Raw genomic sequence first — 22,074 nt, 5'->3', positions numbered from 1 at the left:
GCTTGCCCGCCTGAATTTTAAAGTCTTTATCAATGGTTCTTCCCCTCATTGACACTCCTTCTGATTCGTCTTTTTATTATAACGTCTCAATTCGTTGTGTCCATTAAACATACTAGCATCAGACATCCTTTCTCAAATGATAGATTACTAGTTCATTCGCGAAAGGGAATGCTGTCTCCTTCATTAATTCTCAATTGTTAAAATGTGACATGCGGAAAGTCAGGATAAAGCACTGGTTTACTGTTAACTGAAAAAGAAACCAACATCATGTCAAAATTCTTGTTGTTGTAAATCATTATTTTCCCTTTATACTTTTTTCGAATAGTTAACTATTTTATAGAAAATGAGATGGTGAGATGAGGAAGCACATATTATTTTTCATCGTTTTATTAATGGTTATGTATTTCATGATAGACCTTACTTTTATTAAGGATGCTTTGTTTTCAATTTTTATGTTGATTGTTGTTAATTTGATTACCTACTTTGATAAGCGTAAAAAGAAGGATTCGTGTCAAAATTAAAACATTGGAACATCAAAAAAGAAAAACTATATATTGGGGGTTTCGTGGAGATTCAATAACTTGATTATCTGGTTTTCAAAAATCTACGTCTCAATCCATAAAAATTAAATAACTTTAAAGAGCCTTGCTACATGATTTTGCAGCAAGGCTTTAGCTTTTTCAATTTAAAATTAAACAACTTTATTATTTATATACAGCTTGCGCTTCAACGAGTGGCTGGCAGAGGATTGAATTTAATAAGAATCAAACAGAATGTTCACTAAACAAACTAATTGGATCGCCCACTAATACGATAAACACGTTCCCCGTCACCGCTCATTGACAGAGGTGAATCTTTTCTTTTTCTTCATTAATTGAAAAAATTTAATAAAGTGGCTGATCAAAATAGTATTTAATTGGTCGGTCATTTTTTGTTTTTCCTCATTTATCGTTAATAAAAAGAAGATATGAAATTTAGTCGTTGCATAATGAAAAAACGGACAGTAGATCGCGAGCGATCTTCGGTTTATTTTTTAAAAAGAAAGGGTCTAAAATCAATGGTTCAATCACGTAAAGTGCTGGAGAGAATTCAGCCGTATTCACCAGGTAAACCAATATGGGAAGTACAGAAGGAGCTCGGGCTAAACCAAGTTATTAAAATGGCATCCAACGAGAATCCAATTGGTCCATCCAGTAAAGCATTAGAAGCCATTACAAAGAACTTATCAACCATTAACCGGTATCCTGATGCAGCTGCTTTGAAATTGAAGGAAGCCCTTGCAGATCGCATCAGTGTAAAGGTAGATCAACTAATTGTGACGAATGGGGCAGACGAGCTTATTACGCTTATTTCGGAAACTTTCCTGGAAGCAGGTGATGAAATTATTGTGCCATCCCCATCTTTCAGTGAGTACGATTTTGGGGCACATATCATGGGTGCAGCTGTAGTGCCAGCAAAACTTGGACAAAATTTCGAGTATGACATTGAAGAGATTTTAAAAGCTGTAACTGACAGGACTAAAATTGTATACCTTTGTTCGCCCAATAATCCAACAGGTACATACCTTCCTAAACAGCTGTTTCAAGAACTGTTGGAACGTCTTCCTAGAGAGATTCTCGTAGTTTTTGATGGGGCTTACGCGCATTATGCTTCAGCAGAGAACTATACAGATGGAATCGAATATATTTTATCAGGCTATCCCGTCCTCGTTTTGCAGACGTTTTCGAAAATTTATGGATTGGCCGGTGTCAGAGTCGGTTACGGTGCAGCACGTGAAGATATTATTCAACGGGTTTTAAAAGTAAAAGAACCGTTTAATGTAAACGTCCTTGCGCAGGCAGCAGCTACTGCTGCAATTTATGATGAAGCACATGTAGATTTTTCGAAGAAGGTAAACGAACAAGGGCGGAGTCAGCTATATAAAGCTTTTTCTGAGATGAATGTCCGTTACGTGGAGAGTATGAGTAATTTTGTACTGATTAAAATTGATGGTAATGCGAAATCATTTTACGAAAAATTATTAGCGAAAGGTATCATTGTGCGATACGGGGCAATATGGGGACTGCCGGATTATATCCGTGTTTCTATCGGGACGTATGAAGAAAATGCCGCGTTTATTCAAGCGATGAGTACTATTTTAAATGAAAGGATAGAAGCAATATGAATGTGAAAGTGGCTGTTATACAGGCTGCATCTGTCATTATGGATGGGAAGGCGACGATAAAAAAAGCAATTGATCTAACCATGCAGGCCGCAGAAAAAGGAGCTAAGGTTGTCGTGTTCCCTGAAGCGTTCATCCCTGCTTATCCCCGTGGACTTTCATTCGGAACGAAAATCGGCAGCCGTTCTATGGAGGGCAGAAAAGACTGGCTCCGTTATGTGGAGAATTCCATTGTTGTACCAAGTGAAGCAACTGATCAACTTGGAGAAGCGGCTAAAAATGCAGGTGTTTATTTAGTGATTGGAGTGATTGAGCGAGACGGAGAGGTGAGCGGAGGAACGCTTTATTGCAGTGTCTTGTTTTTTGGTCCGGATGGCACCCTGCTTGGCAAACATCGAAAATTAAAACCGACTGCTTCGGAACGGATTGTGTGGGGTGAAGGCGATGGAAGTACTTTACCTGTATTTGATACACCTTACGGAAAAATGGGTGCGCTAATTTGCTGGGAAAATTATATGCCTTTGGCAAGAGCGGCCATGTATGCAAAAGGTGTGCAAATATATATTGCTCCAACAGCAGATTCAAGAAAACTTTGGCAGTCTACAATCCGTCATATAGCTGCAGAAGGTAGATGTTTTGTCTTATCATGCAATCAATATGTTACGAAGGAGATGTACCCGAAAGACCTTGCCTGCTACGAAGAGCTTTCATCGTCACCGGAAGAGATGTGTTCAGGGGGCAGCGCCATTGTAGGCCCGCTAGGAGAGTATGTGGCGGAACCAGTTTATGGGCGTGAAGATATCCTAATTGCAGATTTGGATCTTAAAGAAATCGGGCTTAGTCAGTTTGATTTTGATGTCATGGGACACTACTCAAGACCGGATCTATTTCAGCTGACTGTAAATGAAGAAAAGAAAGAAATTGTGAAATGGAAAGCCTAATAAAAGAGTATGAAAGATAAGCGAAATATTTGGAGGAATTAACCTATAAATAAGAGGCTTAAGCGGTTTGATACACTTTTTGGAGATCATGCGGCTTTTTTATATTTAGACGAAAATGAATTTTTGCGAAAATGTCTAGAAACTTTCATTCTTTCCTCACATTTGATTCGTATAATCCACTGTTGTGAATGAAGGTAGCCGCATTCAGGCTCTGTTTAAATGATGTTCGTTTTCAGGATTAATGAGGAGAATACCCTGAGTGTTCATGTAACGCAAGGACAAGAGAATGTAGAAGATGCAGATGACGTTCAGTTTGAAATATGGAAGGCGGATAGCAAGGAAAACATGACAAAGACGGAATATACAGTGTCAAAAAGACCTTTCATGAAGACAGTGTTTATTACATTCAAACGCATGTAACAGCTCGTGGCTTACACGTCATGCCGAAGAAACAATTTATCGCTGGAGAGGTTTCGGAAGAGGAATTGAACGCTTTAAAAGAAGAACCTCAAACACAAGAACAAAACCATGAAAATCATCATTAAACAAATCGGAAAATCTTAATCAAGTATTCCATCCTCACCGAATTGAATGCTTAGCGCAGGAGGAAAGAACATTGAAAATGTACAGATCATTCCCTTTGATTATTTTTATATCAGTGGCAGTGCTCATTATAGCAGGATGCAGCAGCAGTAAAGTGAAAGGCAATATGGATGTGGAAGTATCGACATTTAGCCATGTAAATCAAGAAGGTAAGCAGGTGAGTTTAAAAGACTTGAAAGGAACGGTCTGGCTGGCCAGCTTCATTTTTACAAATTGTAAAACGGTTTGTCCCCCTATGACAAAAAATATGTCCGATCTACAAAAACAGTTAAATGAAGAGGGCGTAGAAGATTATCGGATCATCTCTTTTAGTGTAGATCCTAAAAATGATACACCTGAAAAGCTAAAAGAATATATTTCAAAATATGAAGCTGACGACACAAATTGGGACCTGCTTACAGGGTATGACGATGAGTATATCAGTGATTTTGCCAAGGGCAGTTTCCAGACACTTGTCATGCCTGAACCTGAATCTGACCAAATTATGCATGGGACAAGTTTTTATTTAATTAATAAAGAAGGACGAGTCATAAAAAGTTACAGCGGCAATATCGATGTGCCCTTTGATGAAATTGTTTCAGACGTTAAGCAATTATCAAAAGAATAGTCAAAAAACTGTGTTAATTATCCGTCTGTTCGTTAAATGAGATCCAGTAATGTCTAATTTTATGATTTGCTTTTGATTTATCATACTTTCAAACAGCTCAATTTGATTTATATTCACAAAAAGCGCATCTAAACTTCACATCTTTAAAATAAAATGATGGACAGGTATTTTATATCACATAGGAGGGCCGCCATGAGGAATAAGGCATACATAACTTTTTTAGCCATTTTATTCGTATTCATCTTATCTGGCTGTAACACAGAAAAAGCAAGTAGTGAGGAACAACCTAAAAAAGAGGAGCAGGGAAACGAACAATTAAGTGAAGAAGGAATGGGATGGACGCATGAAAATCCTGTGACACCAACAGCGGGTACTTGGAAAGCACTTGGATTCAAGGACGGAAGCTCGTACAAAGTAGAAGCCCCTCCTGCAAATGATTCTGCGGAGACAAAAAAAGAATTGGAAGAATTAAAAAAACTGACTGAGAGCCGCACAGAAGATGATGTAGAATTCATTAAGCACTGGCAAAATACTGCTAGTCCTAACACGCTTTGGCTTGATGCCACAGAAGAATTGATTCACAAATATGGCTTAATGGGTCCTGAATCATCTCATGTTCATGCTGTCGTCTCAGGGGCAATTTATACATCCTTGACTGCGGCATATCAAGCAAAATATGAATATTTACGCCCCCGGCCAACGGACTTAGATCCTTCTATTCAATTGCCGGAGGGAATGATGGTGCCTCCGCATCCTTCTTATCCTTCAGGACATACAGCAACAGCTTGGTCGGCTGCTTATATGCTGTCTTATTTCTTCCCGAATGAAAAAGCACAATTGGAAGAAACAGCGGAAAAAGTAGCACTTTCCAGAGAACAAATGGGCATTCATTTTAAAAGCGATAATGATGCCGCTAAATCGTTAGCACAAGCAGTTACAAAAGATATAATTGAAAGCTTAAAAGATGATAACGCCCCAACGCAATACACAGAAGTGAAAAACACAGGGTCGAGTCACGGAGCTGGACATTAAAATAAATTAAGAAGCCAGCTAATTGATACGATTCTCTTTTATCTTATGCTACAGAGATGTTTTTCAATTTTTAAGTTTGTCATTCAATCGAAAAACCAATGTCTAATACAAGGATTTACATGAAAATATTTAGAGAACAAATGCTTTAGATACCATTCATAAAAGTACACTTTTACGAACGTTCGCTGATTTGCCACTACATGACACAAGAAAAGTCATCCACGGTACTGTTGTTGATGACCAGACTGGTTTGCCTGTTTCTTGTTCAGTTGTGAAGTTTTTCCATGTAAACTCTGGGGATCCTCGTTTTACTTGTGACCTGACACCGATTGGACACGCAATCACAGACGACTGCGGTCAGTTCCTGGTAGGTCCGATTGAACCGCCTTTTACAATTGTATGGAAAGTCTTCAAGCTTGTTACCCACATCTACAGCGCAACAGCTACTAACTTTACAGGCACATGCCAATCAATTGCGGCACCTCCTAGTGAATAAGAAACTGTAGAAAGGCAGTGTTTCTTTATGCTAATGCAAATTTTGGTTTTCTATTTGCTATGCGTAGTTACGATAGTTACGATCACCATTTTCTATCAGTTAAAATTAGGTAAAGAATTGTTAAAAAAATTAGAAGAGATAATGGAAATTGTAAAACAAAAAGAGATAGAAAAAGATACGTATACTGTCAATCAAAGGGAAACAAAGATTGAAGATAAGTCTTTGAAACATGAAGAAGTGCCTCTAGCCACAGGGTTTATGCATGTTGTAACAGACAAAGACCCTGCTAGATTAAACATTAGCATTACAAAAAACAACTAGCAAGAGGATGTCCCAAATCCTTTAATTTGGGACATCCTCTTTTTTTGAATTTAATTCGGATTCGCTAAGACTTGACAATAAATAAACAATATTTTGTAATAAGCAGTTAAAATTCCTGTTCCACTAATGGGTGTGTGAGATTAATAAGATTTTGTAGAAATCTAAAGACAAATGCAACATAAAGTGAATTTTGTGGCATTCAATCAATAGTGAAAAAACAATCGCCATCCCTTGATAATCAAAGGATGACGATTGTTTTTGTTTAGCAGCAGATATTTGAATGCAATATAATGAATTGGTTTTACAATTCAATTATTTAAAAAGGAACAGTCTGGTGCAGCATTCTATTCTATCGCACAATAATTGGTGAATATAAACAGCTTACAATTACCACATAATAGATCGGCAAGCTATTTTTAAATCAGCAAAGACGGTGTGCCGAAGCGGAATGTCTATACCGCTATGCGCATCTTCACAGGGATAGATCTATATAATTTTGAGTAATCAACAGGCCTGTAAAATGAAATATCTATTTTAAACACCGTCCAGATAATAGGACGGTGTTATATGTGTTTATAAAAGCAAAATTAAACAACTTTGTTGTCACCGATCAACTGGACCAAAGTGCTTTTGTTTATGAACTACCGTCCTTGATGGGGGCGCGTATTTCAGTTAACCTGTTTTTTTCTGTCAGTAGTCGTCATCGTCGTCGCAGTGCTTTTTCCTACGGTCGTCATCATGATCATAGTAACCCAATGAAAAATCACTCCATTCTTGAAATTGCCAGTTTTCAAATAACAGGCACCTTACATCGTATGATTTCTTTCATAACTTGATGTAGGCTTTTTATTTTTTGAATAAAGGACATTATATTAACGATCATTGATAATGCTTACCCCAGTTTTGAATATTGCACTTCTTGCTAATAAATCCGCCAGAACATCTTACGTGCCGTTAACCGTATATTTATTTCATGATTAACTTCTAATCATTATTATTTCCGAAAAAATGCACAGCTGAATGAATTTGAGCTACTTGCTTTGGAACAGAAGCAAACAAGATGTGCAGCAAAAGCAATGATCCATTTCAAGTGCTTGTGTTTCCGCTATATTTGTGAGAATGAGGATGGGCTCCATTAATGGTCGTGACTCCTTTAAACTTATGATAATGTCCACCATTTGGTAATGGCATAGCAGGACCTGTCACTCCTCGGATTTCGTGCTTATGGCCATCATTAAACGTAGTAAAAGAAAAGTACTTGTGAGTATGGGGGACTCCTGAAGGTGCAGGTTCCGTTTTCCCGGCATAGTGATGATCATGACCCGCATCAAAAGAGGTGGCTCCTGAAAAATGATGGATATGGACTGATACGGGCGAGCCGTCCCATGCAGTTATATACAAATCGTGAGAATGCCCAGAATCTGAAGTTGGATCGTTTGAATGAATCATCAACCCAGTAACCGGTATTTCTATACGTTATTTTTTACCACCTTTCTTAGCATTTCTTACATTTTTATGAAAGGGACTCCACGTTCATGCATTAGATCCTTTCGCAGCTCAAAACCAATGGGTGATTTGATGGAATTGGAAAGAGCCCGTTAAAAGATTGTATACACCTTTAGAGAATAAAGCAGGTTTCAGGCATGCTCTAAGCTCTTAAAGAAGCTTCTTACATGTTAAGAAAGGAGGAAATAAAAAAGGATTGTCATCAGGAATGGTTACACAAAGCTCAGCTTATTTAATTTAAAGGCATTTTTTATTTATCTTTTACTAGTGAGATTGCCACATTCATGTCATTATTTTTCTCATATGATAATAATGAGCAGTAACATGTGGGATCTAGCTGTTTACTAGGTTATCCGTATAAAGAATTTTTATCTTCCTGTTCGTACGGAATGATAGACTTTTTCTTATACACAAACAGAAAATAATCCCATTAGCTGTTATGAAAATATGCATCCACCGGCAGAGCACAGGAATTAAAAAGAAGGGAGGTGAAAAACATGCCATTTTATCCTCCGAGTCCTGGTCCGAGACCATTTCGGTCTTATCCAGGTTCAGGTCCATTTCAACCATATTCAGGGCCGTTCCAACCTTATCCCAGATCACCTTATCGAAATCCCGGCCCCATTTATCAGGATCCGAGATATTTTTCACAAGGTCTAAATCCGAGACCGCCTCAAGGTGCTAATTACCCACGGACAACTGGTGCGTGGGGAAATATAAATCAAATGATGACAAATATAGGGGATTTGTCAAATGGGATCAATGCGTTAAGGCAGATGGGATCATTTTTCATTAGGTAAGGCTGAGTAAAGTACAGGATAAAGGCAGGAACTAAAGCCTGTGTCCATTCCTCTCCTCATGAAAACAGTAAAGAGATGTCTTTTTTGACATCTCTTTTTATATATTGTAATCGTTATATTTTATTTGTATCGATTTAATATATTGCTTCAGGTGCTTAGTCTTCTCCATCACTTTTTTTAAATTGTGTATAAAACAATATAAAAATGATGATAGGAAGCGCTATAAGAAAAATGCTGCTTTCCGATGGTTTAATGGTTGGAATGTCTGTCAAAGCCACAGCAATCACCTCTTTTCATTTTTAAATACCTCTTAGTCGATATCATAATTCTGTTAGAGAATTTTATTGAATTCGTTGAAGATTTTTTCAGCATGAGGCAGATCGGGTTCCGGTTTTGCGCCGCCAAAAAGCGGCCCGCCGATACTCAAGCTGAATCCCCTAGGCGAAATAAATATTCCATTGATATTAACCTTATCACTAATTAATAATATGGCCAGGAGAATATCAATGGCATCGATCGTTAAATCCACTGTTTTATCGCCGGATTTGCTTACTATCCGGGATGTACCTGTAATAGGGCCGCCAACTGAAAGCGAAAAACTTCCCGGCTCGACAAATATACCAAAAATTGTATATTGCCCAGTTAATAACAATAGGGCAGTGATGATATCAATTTCTCGTTGAATAACATGGAGTACTTGTTTGTCTTGTTCTACCTTCTTTTTTTCTTTCAATCACATCACCTCCCCTTATGGCATACTATTCCATAAAAGGTTAAAGTGTATGATCAGTTTAGATCAGGACTTGTTTGTTTTTCTTGGAAAGGCGATTTATTTCTGTGGAACTGTATGACGGTACATCGTTCTCTTTAGATAAGTATCGTTCGTATTCCTTGATCGAAAAAATGAATTTCAGTTCTTAGACAGAGACAAAAATTCTTTCTTTTTCAAACCTAATAGAGTCGAAGTTTTACTGCTGTACAAGGCGGGATTTAAGATTGTTCATGCATTCAGCTGCTCAGATCAATGGTGTGGGTTTACCGAGTGGGGGTAGTTTTTATCATACTTCCTGCCGGGCTTATGTAACAATTTTTGAACTGTTTTCATACCCTTTATTATAGAAGATCATTGTTAGAACTATACAGGGTGCCATTGTGGTTTTTAATTGATTCATTTTTCAACTCCTTTACCAAAAATATAAATGGAAATACGGAAGGGGGATGATGTTAGATGAAAAAAATTGTATTTGTGAGCGGGGCGAGTGGTGTAGGAAAAACAACTTTATGTGAAATTTTAACAAGCCAGATTGGTCCATCATATAACGATGAAATTGCGGGTATAGATATGGACGAGGTATATAAATTCGTTGATCGGGGATTTTGCAGTCCGCATGGAGATCGCCTATATAAATTGGCTAGAGTAAATACAGGCTCCTTAACCAATAATTTTTTACAAAATGGTATCCATACCGTTTTTATATTTGGGATTGAAATTTACAATAAAAAACGGGTGAAGGATGTGTTGGATTGTGTGAAAATAGATGAAAAAACGCACGTGTATCATTTTACACTTACTCCACCCAAAAAGAAAATAGTCGAAAGATTGAAAAAAAGACAAAAATATGTGCCTGAATGGTTTCATATGCATCTGTTGGAGAGAGAATATTATTACAATGCAAAATGGACCATTCCAATAGATAATTCCAATATGACACCACGTGAAACCTTGGGTATTATATTGAAGAAAATAAAGAGTGAAAACGGAACTGACTATTTTACAGGGTGATATTGAACGAAAGGGAACCAAAATAGAATTCGTAACCTTTCGGCCAATTGTTGTTAGATGAAAAAATGAGATGAGCCAATAACAGAAAATCTAAAGCATTTACATCTGGTTCGTCGAACAGCGGCGCCTTATCTATACGTGTTAGTGCTGAAATTATTAGGTTAACGAATGTATATCTATCCGGCAGCCGGACGGGAATTATTCGCTGTATTAAGAAAATAGGGGTCACTAAAAAAACACAGCCTCTTTTAATAAAGTAAAGTCCGTTCGTACAGAAGTCACTACAATTGTTTATAAACAAACTCTCTGGATTGTTTAAACCCTTGTTTCTTATAAAATTCCTTTGCCTCACTATTTTCAATCCAATAATCCAGTTCAATGAGATCAATGTCTATACTTTTTGCAAAATCATATATTTTTCCCATTAACTTTGAACCATAACCTTTTCTTCTTTGATTCTCAGTCGTGCTGATCTGCTGTACATAGACGGACTTAAATTCTTTATTAAAAGCATTTTCCGGATAATTTCTTATTTCAATCCAAGCATAGCCTCGTGCTTCTCCATTGTCCTCGACAATAAAAAAAACGAAACTGTCCACGTTGATTAGATGTTTAAATAATTCTTCAGCATCAGGATAGTTATATTTTTTAAAGTATGCTGGATACAGTTTCGAGTGTAAATCATGAACCGGTTTATTTAATTTTGCGACCATTTCATAATCATAAGTTTGATAAATTTTCATGTGTCCCTCCTGATTTTTCACTTCATTTTCCCGCTATACACAATATGTTGGGTATAGACAAATATGTAATCATTTCTTGTTCTTTAATAAAGAATGGTTTGTTTAACAAGAAAAAGAAAAAGGATCATTTTCTTAAACGAGACGTAAAGGCCTGTTTTAGAATTCCTGAAAGCCTAAAATAGAAAACCAGTGATCATTGAAGTTTGTCACTGGTTTTTATAAAAGAGAGAGTCCCTTTTCCTGGTCCTAAAAACCAAAACCTGGTTTTAGTAACCGTATCCATGAGTAAATGATGCTCCAATAATGATTAGAAGAATGAATAAAACGACAACCAAGGCAAAGCCGCTGCCGTATCCACCATACCCTGCTACTCCACTCATAACTTTTTCACCTCCTTTATTGATGGAAATAAATTATTTTCTTCATTACAATTCAAAAAATAACCATTAATATTGTGCTTATAGAACAATTGAAAAAAGACCCAAGGCTGGTCTCTAAAAAAACGTTCTACAAGCTGAACGCATGTCAATCGTAAGGATTTCAATGTTCATGTATACGATCTATTCATGTAACGTTGCTTAATGAACATTAAATCCGTAAAAGCAAAGGGAACACCCGAAGGTATTTGTTGATTAGCAATAATAGCCGTGGCGGACCCATGCTGAACCTACAATAATCAGAAGAATAAATAATACAACAACTAAGGCGAAGCCTCTGCCAGCTCCATAACCTGGTGCAACTGCGTGACTCATCCCTTTTTCACCTCCTTTTCTATATACTATGAAAAATCACAATAGAGGGATGGGCAGTAGTGCACGTTAACATAAAAAAGTTAATCCTTTTTCTTCTAAATCAAAAAATGACAGAGTAATCAAATGTGGTTGAGAGCATGTGCAGCGTCACCTTGTATTTATTGCAAAATAAATGTGATAGTTAGTTTCTTCTATAATAGTTCCGACTGTTAATTTGAGTAATAAATGAAACCAATAAAAAAAGAGTTCTTGTTTATCATGATCAAGAACTCTTTTATTCTTTTGTTTGCTTCCTAAAAAATGTATTACCAGAAGAATGCGGCTCCTAAAGCAAACCCGCCGATTGCCGCTAGAGCTATTGGAATACCATATCCATAACCATATCCTCTGTAAAATCCGTATCCGAATCCTCCGATTCCTCCAACAGGGCGTAACCAGACATGCTCTCTAGTGACTCTAGTGATTTTTCCTACATGAACTTTGCCGTCATGACATGTGATTCTGACAACTCTCCCATGATGTTTACAGCAAAGATTATACACACTTCCATAAGTCATGTTTATCCTCCTTTTTATTGGTACTTGCAGGGGTTTTATTCTATATTCTATGTCGAAAATAAAACTTTGTATTAGACACAAGTCTATAAATGTAAATAATCTTACATTTAATAAAAAATGGTTTTAAGGAAATAGTTTATTTGGAAATAATGGTTGTTTTCATGCTGGCAGCGGCAAAACAGAAAAAGGGCGTGGGAGATCTGGATCATACAAGCATAACAAAAACCTCCTTCTGTGATTATCCGTTCACAAAAGGAGGAAAAGGTGGATTAGTGGCAGCTCAAACTGATTTGGCCATGCTTTGCGTTAATTGTTCTATTCTTCATTCTGTACTATATTATATGATTACTTTTACAGAGTGACTGGGCAACAAGATGAAATGGCTAACATCAATGTCTTATTCATAATAATGTCAGGTTCTTTTTTGTTTAAAATAGAGATCTGTCCCATTGATTCGGCCCTCCTTTTCCTTTAGTAAGGACGGCAGCAGCGTCGTGGATAACCGGGATCTACCACGACATTTCTTGTCACTGGACGATAAATATGTCGGGGAACATTGACAATGTGCTGACGATTAATATTCACGATCGGGTGAATATAAGGCACAACACGAGGCGTGTAATAATCTCGGACAACACACCGAGGAGGGCATACAATTGGTCTAGTAGGACGATACATAAAATCACCTCCATATATTGATGAAACGGTCATCCTCATTTGAGTAATGACCGCCTTTTCGCTTTAGGAAATACCCCCTCTAATAGGAATATATCTCCGCTCATTTTCAAAAATAAGAAAGTCGTTCTAATCACTAGAACTAGTTTTAGCAATAACCACCGTATCCATGGTGAGTAAACGATGCTCCAATGATGATCAAAAGGATGAATAGTACAACTACTAGAGCAAAGCCGCGGCCTGCCCCATATCCTCCGTAAGGTGACACTGCACTCATATTTTCCACCTCCCTTACTACATGTTATGAAAAAGTTTTTGAGATGTCTGGACAGTAGTGGAGTTGAAAAAGAAAATTCAACAAAATCATCCACCTCGCTGAGGCTAGTCCGAAAATTTCGAATGGCCACAGCCAAGAATTCAATTGAAAGGAACCGCAGTATTCAGGTTCCAGACTTTGCGATGTATACGCCTCATTAGGTAAGCGTAATTGTGTACAGAGTTGTCCTTATGGTTTACTAACAAAAAAAAGTAACTATTCTTTAAAAAGAATAGTTACTCAAAACAGCGTAGAGCTGGAAGGTGAAAACAAAGATGGGGCGATCATCTTTGTTCTTAACAGTATACGCTTTCTTTATTAAAAAGGTGTCTCTGTACACGTTCCTTACCGTGCCTTTATAGGATATCTTTTCTTGATTTTGTCCTTATGCCGATCCATATTGCTGTAACTGAACCCCCAATCGTATCTGCTATCAAATCTGTCATTGTGTCCCTAATTCCTCCTGCTTAGTATGCTGTTCCGAATAATTGGTCTACCGCAAATTCATATACTTCCCATAAGGTTCCGCCAAATACGGCAAAAGAAACAGTAAATAAGATAATAAACCAGAAAGATACCGCATTGCCGATACTTTTAGGGATGGCGTGATCATATAAAGCCATTCCTATAAAAACCAAAAGAACACCACTCACTGCATGCAAAAAGGTATCCCACCATTCTATTCCATACCAGTTTGAGATAGCACCTAAATATTGTGATCCGAATAAGAACAAAATATAAAAGCTTACGAGCGGCAGGCTGAATTGGATTTTTGTAAAAATAGTGATTAAAAGAGGGAATAATCCGCTTACGATACCACCTGCAGAAATCATTGTTTTTTCTGTTTCACCCTGCGAATAATAAATGATAAACAAATTGATCATAAAAAAGGTGTAAATCAAGCACAGCAGAATAATCAGTATACGTCTCATTCGTTCACCTCTATTTTATTCATTAGGAATATTCTTGATTTTCACTATAATAAGAGCTGGATCAGTATTGAATTAGGCATTATGAATAAAGGAGACTCATCAATAAGAAAAGCGGTCATACCATCTGTGTTTTCATAATATTTCTCTTAGTTTAAAGGGACAAGTTACTTCAATAGTGGTTGAGCATAGTGTGTAAAGAGCTGGATATTCTTCTTAAAAGTAGGTGAAAATCATATTTCCATACGGGATGTTTCCTGGCGGTCCATTTTTAGGCGGTTTCGGAGGTCCTTTCCTTGGCGGCTTAGCAGGCGGTTTATTAGGTAATTTATTATATCCACCTTTTCCACCCTACGGCGGTTACCCATATGGTTTTTATTATTAGCTTTTAATACGGCTCTGTATTTTATATGCAGAGCCGTCCGGCATATATTAAATTAAAAACCGATCTAGGGATGAGGGGATAAAAAAGAATTCTAAGGGCGAGATGACAGAATTGCTGCGGCAGGTTCTTCTGGCAGCTGAAGATACAATAAAATTTTTAGGGAAGACAATCGATGGCATGGAAAAAGAGAAGAACACGAACATTGCAAAGTGATTATTTGAATGGTCAGAGCCTAACGAGCCTGACCATTTTTGATGACGACAGATTATAGGAAAGGCATGTCCTTAATGCTAAAAGACGCCTATAGATCTATCTTAAATGTTTCTCTTGATTGCCCGTACATTCAGCACCCCCTTTCATAGAATAATAATAAAGGAGGTGAAAAAATGATGATGAGCGGATCAGGTTATGGATCTGGCAGCAGCTTTGCATTGCTGGTTGTCTTATTCATCCTTTTAATCATTATTGGTGCATCCTTCAGTCAAAGAGGATATTAATTTATGTTTTATGGTTCCATTTAACGGTCGTTACCCTTCGTAATGACTGTTTTTTTAGTAGTGATTCGAGAAATGGGTGGTAAAGTAGGAGGTAAATCAAAAAGTTTATATACCTTATCGAAATACGATAAGCATTTTTCTCCATCACTTCGAGAAAGATGATCCGCTATCCAATTTTTCCTTATCGTTAACGGGTTATGCAGTCAAGATTCACCTGTGAATAGTGACAGCTGTTCCAATAGGGACCATTGAAGATAATTGCAGAACATCATCATTGTGCATTCTGATACAGCCATGCGATACATTTTTACCAATAGAAGATGGACTGTTTGTTCCATGAATGCCGTAATGAGGTCTTGATAAACCCATCCATAATACACCAAATGGTCCGCCTGGATTGAGTTGTTTATTAATGATGGTGTAAATTCCTACAGGTGTTGCTGTTAACATTTTGCCAACAGCAATCGGATACGCTTTTATCAGGCGGTTACCATCGTAAAGTTTTAATTGATGATACTTTATTGATATATCAATGCTATACTTCATAAGATCATCTCCAGTCATGGAAGCGGAAGCCGGAGCAGAGGAAAGATCGGTTAGTTAATGGGTATTCTGAACGAATTCACTTTAGTAATTGAAATAATAATGTACTGTAAATCATCATACTTTGCGTAAAATATAAATTTTACGAATAGTTAGAAGTAAGGAGGCAAAGTCGGGTATACTATATATAATCCTTTGGGGGGTGATTCTGATGCAAACAGAGTTATTTCAGACCATTCAAAACTTTTTAGTCAAGAAAATAAACCCGTCATTCATTATTGTATTTGGTTCTTACGCAAAAGGGGCGACGCACAAAGAAAGTGACATTGACGTAGCTTTTTACAGCAAGGATCAATCTCCTGCAGCATATGAAGTGTTTATGCTGGCACAGGAACTGGCTGACATACTACATATACAAGTTGATCTTGTCAATCTTCGCGAAGCGTCAACCGTTTTTCAAGCCCAAATTTTCTCAACGGGTACAGTTATTTATTGTACGGATGAAACATTGCGTATGAGCGTGCAAATGACCGCTCTCAGTATGTATACAAAACTAAATGAAGATCGAATGCCGATTTTAAACAATATTGATGAAAGCGGGTCTATATATGAAAAATGACGTCATTTTAAATAAAGTCAGTGTGATCGAACGATGCATTAAAAGGATCCAGGAGGTGTATGAAAACAATCCAGTAAACTTAGAGAACTTTACGAAGCAGGATTCGATCGTTTTAAATATACAAAGGGCTTGTGAAGCGGCTATTGACTTGGCTATGCATATTGTGGCTGAAGAGCGCCTTGGACTCCCGCAAACAAGCAGAGATGCTTTTGATATGCTGTATGCCCAGTCTATTATTGATAAAGAAACAGCCAAGAAGTTAAAAGCGATGGTTGGTTTTCGAAACATTGCGGTTCATGATTATCAGACAATTAATATAGACATTTTAAAACAAATTGTTGATACGCATCTCGAAGACTTTACCCTTTATACGAAACAAATTCTTAAATATTAATTCACCACTTATTAAATAACCATCTATGCTTAAAAATTGAATTTTACGCAAAGATGAAAAAGGAGATTAAAAATGGCGAATACCCGGCAGCACCAAATGCATGAACAAAAACTTGAAGAGCTGGTCAAAACGATGCCATTTTACATTGTAGAATACGTTGACCAAAAGATCGGCAGCCGCTCTCCTTCTACCCTTTTAAACTACGTCTATGACTATAAACTGTTTCTCGAATGGCTGATTGCGGAAGGGATCACAAATGCCGCCCAGATTAAAGACGTACCGATGTCTGTTTTGGAAAACCTTAAACTAGTCGAAGCGCAGGCTTTTATCAAGTACCTGGAGCGGCGTAATATTCCCATTAATAAAAAAGAAATGAAAAAAGCTGAAAAAGTCTCCATTAACCGCAAGATTTCAGCACTCCGCTCTCTTTTTAAATATTTAACCACACAGACCGAGAACGAAGACGGCGAGCTGTACTTCTATCGAAATGTCATGTTGAAAATTGAAGTGACGAAAGTGAAAGAAACATTGAATGCCCGGGCTTCCCGGATTGCAAGCAAGATCTTTCAAGACGATGACGATACCCGCTTCCTTGAATTTTTGAAGCATGACTATGAAGAAGGATTGCCTGCTGATTCCCGAAAACGGATCTATTTCAAGCGGGATAAAGAGCGTGATATTGGCATTATCTCGTTGTTTCTTGGCAGCGGTATTCGCGTGAATGAGCTTTCCAGTCTGCGCCTTTGTGATCTGGATTTTAAGCGTTCCCAAATAAGTGTCCTGCGTAAAGGCGGTAAAGCGGATATTGTTGCCGTCGTTCCAGAATCAATGATTGATTTAAAAAATTATTTATCCATCCGTGCGGAACGCTATAATGGGACGAGTGAAGACTATGATTATGTATTTTTGACAAAAGTTAAAAATGAAGCCTGTCCCCTTTCCAACCGCTCCATTGAAGCACTGGTGAAAAAATACACGAAAGCATATAAATCCAATAAATCGATGTCTCCTCACATACTGCGGCATACATTCGGGACAAACCTGATGGCCGAGACGGGCGATATTCATTTACTAATGACGCAGCTGGGGCATAGCACAACTTCTACTGCTGCCCTCTATACAAACCCTGAACAGGAAAAAGCAAGACATGCAGCTGAACAATTAGGCAAGCGAAGAATTGCACAAATAAAGGATTGAACCGTAAAGAAATATAAATAACAAACACTCACCACAGTCCAGCCGGAGAGCTTGTTTGCCCTTTAGGAACCTGTTTTTGAAGCTGGCAGAGCAACAGGTGAAAAAGAGACGCGGCAACGCGCCTGACTGGTGTGAATTCACGGCTCCTGGTTCAGTCCGGCGAGCTCCCGAAAAGGGGACGCTGGATGTTTTCGTTAATCAAAATGACAGTGGATTCTACAAAAGAAGGAATTTCATTAAGACTGCCGCCTGAGGGCGTGGTTTATAGCTCAAGGTGTTGATTTAAAATAAAGTCACGATGTTTATAAAAAAGATGCGATATTTTGAATAAAGTCGCGATGTTCAACCCCTTTAGACACGATTGTCTAAAGGGGTATTTTTTTAGGTTTTCTTATTAATTAAAGTAAAAAATGACATAGATTAAAACGACAAACACAAAGAAGATAACCACGAAACTAATACCTGCTTTAACCAAACGCTTTGACCGTTTGGAGACATTCGTGGATTGTTGCTTGCCTAAGACTAAGTAAACAACGCCAGTTAATACTCCTAAAAACCCTTTGCTCAGGGCTGAAAACCAAGTTACATGGTCATTAGGTTGTGTAAGTAAGGTGATGATTGCATAAAGAAAAAGGAAAATTGAAATAAAAAGAAACGTATAGGTAAACCAAGATTTTGTCTTACTTGTTCCCTTAATGCTCTCAATAAATGAATACCTGTCCTTTCTTCCAGTCCTAATAAAATGCTTCTCTCTTATCTTTTCCTGCTCCCATGTAAGAACGATTTTCCTTACATAATCTGCGGTGCAGTGCTTGCGCTGCATGAATGGCTAATGGGTGCTTAAACATAATAAGAATCGAAAAAATGATCAAACTTTTTTATAAAGAGAGCCCTCACGGAATATATTTAGAGCCGGTTTTGAATGCGCGATTAAATGTACTTTTACGAAAATTTTAAAAAGGAGTATCTTCTAAAAAGTAGAATAAGTTAAAGGCTCGCAAAACTCAGGATTGAAGGAAAGCCTCATGACTCTTAAAAATCTGGTCAAATTATGCTGATAATCGCTTTTTCGTTTTCCCATTTGATGCAGCTGTTTCATTTTTAATTCTGGCATGAATGTACACTTTCTCGTTTTGGAAGGTTTCGGTTTTTCATCTGTATTAGGTCAAGTGTATGTTGCTCAAAATTGGTTCATTTATAAAGGGGTTCCGCCTTACGTGGAAATGTAATAAAGGGTGGTGCTGCCCCAGTTAGGAGAGAGTGCCTTGAAAGTGCCAACAAAGCCATGGACATTGTTGTATAAAATACAACAGGAGGTTCTTCCGGACACTCGTCATTTTTTAAATGAGTGGAGGAAGAAGGCAACTAAAATCCCGAATGATGAATTGCGAAAACAAGCGCTTTCCAGCATAAAAGAGAAGGCTTTCCACTGCGAAGGCGGGGCTGTTTATGGATTGCTTGCCGGAAATGAATGCAGAAAAATCATTCGGTTTATTGTGGCCTATCAAACAATCAGTGACTATTTAGATAATCTGTGTGACAGGAGCACTTCGTTGGAAGAAAGAGACTTCCGGATGCTTCATCAGTCTATGCATCATGCCTTAACCCCTGGAAAACAGCCGGAAAATTATTATCAATATCGGAACGATCAGGACGATGGCGGGTATTTATCCTCTCTAGTGTTGACTTGCCAAGATGTTCTGAAAGATCTGCCCGGATTTCAAAATGCTCAGGAAGCAATGCATCAATTAGCAGGTTACTATTGTGACTTACAAGTATTCAAACACGTCGAAAAAAACAAACGTGTTGAGTTATTAGAAAATTGGTTTGCGGGGCACAAGCACGAAGTACCTGCAATGACCTGGTATGAGTTTTCAGCTTGTGCAGGTTCTACATTAGGCATTTTTTGTTTTGCTGCTTATGCATCACATGGTTTGAAAATAGAAGAAGTGAACCTATTAAAAAATGGATATTTTCCTTGGGTCCAGGGTCTTCATATTATGCTTGATTATTTTATTGATCAAAAAGAAGACCGGGAAGAGGATGATTTAAATTTTATCTTCTGCTATGAAAATGAAGAAAAAATGGTTCAAAGAATCAAATATTTCAAAGAAAAAGCCGAGGAGAGTATTCGAAGTTTGCCGGATTGGAAATTTCATCAACTGATTAACAAAGGTCTGATTGCCATTTATTTAGCGGATAAGAAAGTTCAAGAAGATAAGAAACTGAAACGAACAGCCAAACGATTTATCCGTTTCGGTGGTATGCCTACCTTATTCTTCTATCTAAATAGCTGGCTGTATCGCCAAGGCCAAGCCTAAGCCGGAATAGTTATGTAAGCTAATTTTGCGCAGCACTCAGTTTTATCACCTTTCCCGTGCCAAGAGGCATTGACTGGAATTCTGCCGTAGACCGCAAAGTATGTTAGCCTTACAAGACTTTTTCAGCTTGTATACAAAGACCTTAATTCCTGAAAAAATAGCGAAGAACTGGGCGTTGAAAACTTCCCGCCCAGTTTGATTCACACTCATGATAGCATCTTCACCATTCTGGTTAAAATGCGTTTATGCTTCTTTTACTTTATTGCGGCGAAAAGAAAACCTGTTTGGATTCCCGCGAAAATGATAAACAACATTTGCGGATGTACAAGCAACAGAATGTTTGCTTACCTTCAAAGGTTCCGTTATGGGCGAACGGCTGACGTTTTTTTTCTGAAGCTGATCTGCGGAAAATCCCTTTTTGGCTAATGCTTCATCAAATTCTTTCTGGGCAGCCTGTTTCGCTTTAAACAACATCATTTGAATTCTGCTATACACGTTAATGGCCCCATCTCCCGTCGTTTCAATGGGAAGAAAAATCGCTTCAGGATGAATCTCGGTAATGAGTGACTGGACTCCGTCGGAAACACCGGATGAAGGCATGCAGCCAAATGGCTTAACAGAAATGGTCATATTTACTTTCCGTTTTTTCACATTCAGTATCAGCTTGCCCACTTCCATATGTCCTTCTCCGCCCCTTAGATGATTATTATAATGGGAGTGAGCCGCCTCAGCTATTTCATTCATATCAGGCAAGTGATAGCCGCGAAGCCCGATCGCTCTCGCATAGGTATGGAACATCCCGCGGATGGTACGATCGGCAAATTCTAATACCATCAGCCTTTTTGCAGGATTCTTGCCTTTTAAACCTTTACTGGCGGCATCCGCTTCACGCAAATTCATCCGTTTGCGCGTATCATATTGCCCCTCCCAAATCAAAAATAAGATCCACGCCGTCACAGACTGCACTTCTACTTCGGCCCCTTCACTTTCCAAAAATGTTTGCAGCTGATAGTTGCCGTCTCCTTCTGTCGTCATTGCCCAAAATTCCCCGATAATGCTTACTTTCGGTTTTACCCGGGTTCTGTCCACTTTCACCCTTTGCAGTTCTTTTCGGCATTTGTATAAAGCGGGGATCAGCTGCTTTCGCTCACTGAACGCTTTATACAAATGCTGCTTGCAGCGTTCAAGCGCAGCATTAGTGGATCCCTCTATCACTTCATAAGGACGGATGCGATACCCTAATGCATTCAAAATATCCCCAATCAATACAGCTTTTAAAAAGGTAAGGAAAAAGGAACTATCCAGTTTGAGTGCGGACTCTTCACCTGTAGCCTGTTTTAATCCGCTCTGCTGCTGAAAGAGCAGCACTCGAAACCCATCAAACCCGGCATCTCTAAGGGCCTTCCGATACTCTGTCACATAGGTGCCAAAACGGCAAGGCCCGCAGGAACCGCTTGTAATGAAAAGATAGCTGCTCACAATGTCTTCTTTTGACTTGCCTTCAACATCCCGAAGATAAGTAAGATATTTGATCAAATTTCCTACAGTAAAATACGTGGGATTACATTGTCCGCGATTACCAAATTCCTTGCCAAAGCGAAGAGATTCCGTATCAGGACAGTCCATGTGTTTTACCGTATATCCCAATCCTTTGAGCGCACCCTCCATCAAGTAGTCATGGGCCATGGTTAGACCACCGAAAAGGATGGTCGTGGAAGCTTTGTCCTTTGCAAAAAATTGGCGGGGAACCGGATCAAACCATTGTGCTTTGGATGGACCCAGTCCCAATTTTGCTTCTTGTTCAGCCTGATACCGGTTCAATTCTTCCTCAACGTAACGAAGAGAATCCGGCTGGCGGCTGTCTTTGGCAACTTTGCGTTCTTTTGACGTACTCAT

At 38.3% G+C, this 22,074-nt stretch carries 24 protein-coding genes; 14 read left to right on the top strand and 10 right to left on the bottom strand.

What is annotated here, in order from left to right:
• The first annotated feature begins 1,057 nt into the window (after window positions 1-1,057).
• The 7 genes from hisC to BTO30_RS17040 all read left to right on the top strand — a co-directional run bounded on the left by hisC (window position 1,058) and on the right by BTO30_RS17040 (window position 6,997).
• Window positions 1,058-2,164 carry a histidinol-phosphate transaminase gene (gene hisC / locus BTO30_RS11305; RefSeq protein WP_075398837.1) on the top strand — a complete coding sequence of 369 codons (1,107 nt, stop codon included), beginning with the start codon at window positions 1,058-1,060 and terminating at the stop codon, window positions 2,162-2,164.
• The gene (locus tag BTO30_RS11300) at window positions 2,161-3,102 is read left to right on the top strand and encodes a carbon-nitrogen hydrolase family protein (RefSeq protein WP_075398836.1); all 942 of its coding nucleotides are present in this window, start codon (window positions 2,161-2,163) and stop codon (window positions 3,100-3,102) included. The genes hisC and BTO30_RS11300 overlap by 4 nt, the downstream gene beginning before the upstream one ends.
• A 219-nt stretch (window positions 3,103-3,321) precedes the next feature.
• Window positions 3,322-3,522: a FixH family protein gene (locus BTO30_RS17670; RefSeq protein ID WP_075398835.1), complete on the top strand. Its 201-nt coding sequence runs from the start codon at window positions 3,322-3,324 to the stop codon at window positions 3,520-3,522.
• Window positions 3,523-3,724: 202 nt separating this feature from the next.
• Entirely contained in the window at window positions 3,725-4,312 is a 588-nt protein-coding gene (locus tag BTO30_RS11290; protein WP_075398838.1) for an SCO family protein, read from the top strand.
• 192 nt (window positions 4,313-4,504) lie between these two features.
• Window positions 4,505-5,344 carry a phosphatase PAP2 family protein gene (locus BTO30_RS11285; protein ID WP_075398834.1) on the top strand — a complete coding sequence of 280 codons (840 nt, stop codon included), beginning with the start codon at window positions 4,505-4,507 and terminating at the stop codon, window positions 5,342-5,344.
• Between the two features lie 523 nt (window positions 5,345-5,867).
• A complete protein-coding gene (locus tag BTO30_RS11280; protein WP_075398833.1) occupies window positions 5,868-6,161 on the top strand; it encodes a hypothetical protein in 294 nt (97 codons plus the stop codon).
• A 569-nt stretch (window positions 6,162-6,730) separates the two neighbouring features.
• A complete protein-coding gene (locus tag BTO30_RS17040; RefSeq protein WP_143331950.1) occupies window positions 6,731-6,997 on the top strand; it encodes a hypothetical protein in 267 nt (88 codons plus the stop codon).
• A 250-nt stretch (window positions 6,998-7,247) separates the two neighbouring features.
• Here the strand turns inward: BTO30_RS17040 and BTO30_RS11275 are convergent, their stop codons facing one another.
• Both BTO30_RS11275 and BTO30_RS11265 read right to left on the bottom strand, forming a co-directional pair.
• On the bottom strand, window positions 7,248-7,634 hold the full coding sequence (locus tag BTO30_RS11275) for a YmaF family protein (protein ID WP_075398832.1): 387 nt from the start codon (window positions 7,632-7,634) through the stop codon (window positions 7,248-7,250).
• 1,164 nt (window positions 7,635-8,798) lie between these two features.
• The gene (locus tag BTO30_RS11265) at window positions 8,799-9,200 is read right to left on the bottom strand and encodes a hypothetical protein (protein WP_075398830.1); all 402 of its coding nucleotides are present in this window, start codon (window positions 9,198-9,200) and stop codon (window positions 8,799-8,801) included.
• 495 nt (window positions 9,201-9,695) lie between these two features.
• Here BTO30_RS11265 and BTO30_RS11260 point away from each other — a divergent pair, with 495 nt between their 5' ends.
• Window positions 9,696-10,250 (top strand): P-loop NTPase family protein, encoded by a 555-nt coding sequence (locus BTO30_RS11260; RefSeq protein ID WP_075398829.1) that lies wholly within the window; start codon window positions 9,696-9,698, stop codon window positions 10,248-10,250.
• Window positions 10,251-10,531: 281 nt separating this feature from the next.
• On the opposite strand, the gene BTO30_RS11255 is transcribed toward BTO30_RS11260, so the two are convergent.
• The 4 genes from BTO30_RS11255 to BTO30_RS17665 all read right to left on the bottom strand — a co-directional run bounded on the left by BTO30_RS11255 (window position 10,532) and on the right by BTO30_RS17665 (window position 12,302).
• A complete protein-coding gene (locus tag BTO30_RS11255; RefSeq protein WP_075398828.1) occupies window positions 10,532-10,993 on the bottom strand; it encodes a GNAT family N-acetyltransferase in 462 nt (153 codons plus the stop codon).
• 266 nt (window positions 10,994-11,259) lie between these two features.
• Window positions 11,260-11,373, bottom strand: a complete 114-nt coding sequence (locus BTO30_RS11250; RefSeq protein ID WP_075398827.1) for a YjcZ family sporulation protein — start codon at window positions 11,371-11,373, stop codon at window positions 11,260-11,262.
• A gap of 252 nt (window positions 11,374-11,625) precedes the next feature.
• Window positions 11,626-11,745, bottom strand: coding sequence for a YjcZ family sporulation protein (locus BTO30_RS11245; RefSeq protein ID WP_075398826.1), 120 nt, complete (start codon window positions 11,743-11,745; stop codon window positions 11,626-11,628).
• Window positions 11,746-12,050: 305 nt separating this feature from the next.
• Window positions 12,051-12,302, bottom strand: coding sequence for a hypothetical protein (locus tag BTO30_RS17665; protein ID WP_075398825.1), 252 nt, complete (start codon window positions 12,300-12,302; stop codon window positions 12,051-12,053).
• Between the two features lie 140 nt (window positions 12,303-12,442).
• Between BTO30_RS17665 and BTO30_RS11235 the strand changes: the two genes are divergently transcribed.
• Window positions 12,443-12,664: a hypothetical protein gene (locus BTO30_RS11235; protein WP_075398824.1), complete on the top strand. Its 222-nt coding sequence runs from the start codon at window positions 12,443-12,445 to the stop codon at window positions 12,662-12,664.
• 461 nt (window positions 12,665-13,125) lie between these two features.
• On the opposite strand, the gene BTO30_RS11225 is transcribed toward BTO30_RS11235, so the two are convergent.
• Both BTO30_RS11225 and BTO30_RS11220 read right to left on the bottom strand, forming a co-directional pair.
• Entirely contained in the window at window positions 13,126-13,254 is a 129-nt protein-coding gene (locus tag BTO30_RS11225; RefSeq protein ID WP_075398822.1) for a YjcZ family sporulation protein, read from the bottom strand.
• 506 nt (window positions 13,255-13,760) lie between these two features.
• Window positions 13,761-14,225, bottom strand: coding sequence for a DUF2238 domain-containing protein (locus BTO30_RS11220; protein WP_245796435.1), 465 nt, complete (start codon window positions 14,223-14,225; stop codon window positions 13,761-13,763).
• 774 nt (window positions 14,226-14,999) lie between these two features.
• On the opposite strand from BTO30_RS11220, the gene BTO30_RS11215 reads away from it, so the two are divergent.
• Window positions 15,000-15,104: a YjcZ family sporulation protein gene (locus BTO30_RS11215; protein WP_143331951.1), complete on the top strand. Its 105-nt coding sequence runs from the start codon at window positions 15,000-15,002 to the stop codon at window positions 15,102-15,104.
• Window positions 15,105-15,314: 210 nt separating this feature from the next.
• Here BTO30_RS11215 and BTO30_RS11210 read toward each other — a convergent pair whose 3' ends face one another.
• Window positions 15,315-15,650, bottom strand: coding sequence for a L,D-transpeptidase (locus BTO30_RS11210; RefSeq protein WP_075398820.1), 336 nt, complete (start codon window positions 15,648-15,650; stop codon window positions 15,315-15,317).
• Window positions 15,651-15,858: 208 nt separating this feature from the next.
• On the opposite strand from BTO30_RS11210, the gene mntA reads away from it, so the two are divergent.
• The 4 genes from mntA to BTO30_RS11185 all read left to right on the top strand — a co-directional run bounded on the left by mntA (window position 15,859) and on the right by BTO30_RS11185 (window position 20,178).
• Entirely contained in the window at window positions 15,859-16,266 is a 408-nt protein-coding gene (gene mntA / locus BTO30_RS11205) for a type VII toxin-antitoxin system MntA family adenylyltransferase antitoxin (RefSeq protein ID WP_075398819.1), read from the top strand.
• Complete coding sequence (gene hepT, locus BTO30_RS11200; RefSeq protein ID WP_075398818.1) at window positions 16,256-16,660, top strand: type VII toxin-antitoxin system HepT family RNase toxin; 405 nt, start codon at window positions 16,256-16,258, stop codon at window positions 16,658-16,660. The genes mntA and hepT overlap by 11 nt, the downstream gene beginning before the upstream one ends.
• 72 nt (window positions 16,661-16,732) lie before the next feature.
• On the top strand, window positions 16,733-17,857 hold the full coding sequence (gene xerS / locus BTO30_RS11195) for a tyrosine recombinase XerS (RefSeq protein ID WP_075398817.1): 1,125 nt from the start codon (window positions 16,733-16,735) through the stop codon (window positions 17,855-17,857).
• Window positions 17,858-19,122: 1,265 nt separating this feature from the next.
• Window positions 19,123-20,178: a tetraprenyl-beta-curcumene synthase family protein gene (locus BTO30_RS11185; protein ID WP_075398815.1), complete on the top strand. Its 1,056-nt coding sequence runs from the start codon at window positions 19,123-19,125 to the stop codon at window positions 20,176-20,178.
• Window positions 20,179-20,421: 243 nt separating this feature from the next.
• Here BTO30_RS11185 and BTO30_RS11180 read toward each other — a convergent pair whose 3' ends face one another.
• On the bottom strand, window positions 20,422-22,074 hold the full coding sequence (locus tag BTO30_RS11180) for a 2-hydroxyglutaryl-CoA dehydratase (protein WP_075398814.1): 1,653 nt from the start codon (window positions 22,072-22,074) through the stop codon (window positions 20,422-20,424).

This window comes from Domibacillus antri (assembly GCF_001936625.1).
Taxonomy (GTDB): Bacteria; Bacillota; Bacilli; order Bacillales; family Domibacillaceae; genus Domibacillus; species Domibacillus antri.
This window is presented reverse-complemented; position numbering and strand designations above follow the sequence as displayed.

Bases quoted from the DNA above. Each gene is read 5' to 3' on its own strand.
- hisC (WP_075398837.1), top strand. From the start codon at position 1,058: ATGGTTCAATCACGTAAAGTGCTGGAGAGAATTCAGCCGTATTCACCA.
- BTO30_RS11300 (WP_075398836.1), top strand. From the start codon at position 2,161: ATGAATGTGAAAGTGGCTGTTATACAGGCTGCATCTGTCATTATGGAT.
- BTO30_RS17670 (WP_075398835.1), top strand. From the start codon at position 3,322: ATGATGTTCGTTTTCAGGATTAATGAGGAGAATACCCTGAGTGTTCAT.
- BTO30_RS11290 (WP_075398838.1), top strand. From the start codon at position 3,725: ATGTACAGATCATTCCCTTTGATTATTTTTATATCAGTGGCAGTGCTC.
- BTO30_RS11285 (WP_075398834.1), top strand. From the start codon at position 4,505: ATGAGGAATAAGGCATACATAACTTTTTTAGCCATTTTATTCGTATTC.
- BTO30_RS11280 (WP_075398833.1), top strand. From the start codon at position 5,868: ATGCTAATGCAAATTTTGGTTTTCTATTTGCTATGCGTAGTTACGATA.
- BTO30_RS11260 (WP_075398829.1), top strand. From the start codon at position 9,696: ATGAAAAAAATTGTATTTGTGAGCGGGGCGAGTGGTGTAGGAAAAACA.
- BTO30_RS11255 (WP_075398828.1), bottom strand. From the start codon at position 10,993: ATGAAAATTTATCAAACTTATGATTATGAAATGGTCGCAAAATTAAAT.
- BTO30_RS11250 (WP_075398827.1), bottom strand. From the start codon at position 11,373: ATGAGTGGAGTAGCAGGGTATGGTGGATACGGCAGCGGCTTTGCCTTG.
- BTO30_RS11245 (WP_075398826.1), bottom strand. From the start codon at position 11,745: ATGAGTCACGCAGTTGCACCAGGTTATGGAGCTGGCAGAGGCTTCGCC.
- BTO30_RS17665 (WP_075398825.1), bottom strand. From the start codon at position 12,302: ATGACTTATGGAAGTGTGTATAATCTTTGCTGTAAACATCATGGGAGA.
- BTO30_RS11225 (WP_075398822.1), bottom strand. From the start codon at position 13,254: ATGAGTGCAGTGTCACCTTACGGAGGATATGGGGCAGGCCGCGGCTTT.
- BTO30_RS11220 (WP_245796435.1), bottom strand. From the start codon at position 14,225: ATGAGACGTATACTGATTATTCTGCTGTGCTTGATTTACACCTTTTTT.
- BTO30_RS11215 (WP_143331951.1), top strand. From the start codon at position 15,000: ATGAGCGGATCAGGTTATGGATCTGGCAGCAGCTTTGCATTGCTGGTT.
- BTO30_RS11210 (WP_075398820.1), bottom strand. From the start codon at position 15,650: ATGAAGTATAGCATTGATATATCAATAAAGTATCATCAATTAAAACTT.
- mntA (WP_075398819.1), top strand. From the start codon at position 15,859: ATGCAAACAGAGTTATTTCAGACCATTCAAAACTTTTTAGTCAAGAAA.
- hepT (WP_075398818.1), top strand. From the start codon at position 16,256: ATGAAAAATGACGTCATTTTAAATAAAGTCAGTGTGATCGAACGATGC.
- xerS (WP_075398817.1), top strand. From the start codon at position 16,733: ATGGCGAATACCCGGCAGCACCAAATGCATGAACAAAAACTTGAAGAG.
- BTO30_RS11180 (WP_075398814.1), bottom strand. From the start codon at position 22,074: ATGAGTACGTCAAAAGAACGCAAAGTTGCCAAAGACAGCCGCCAGCCG.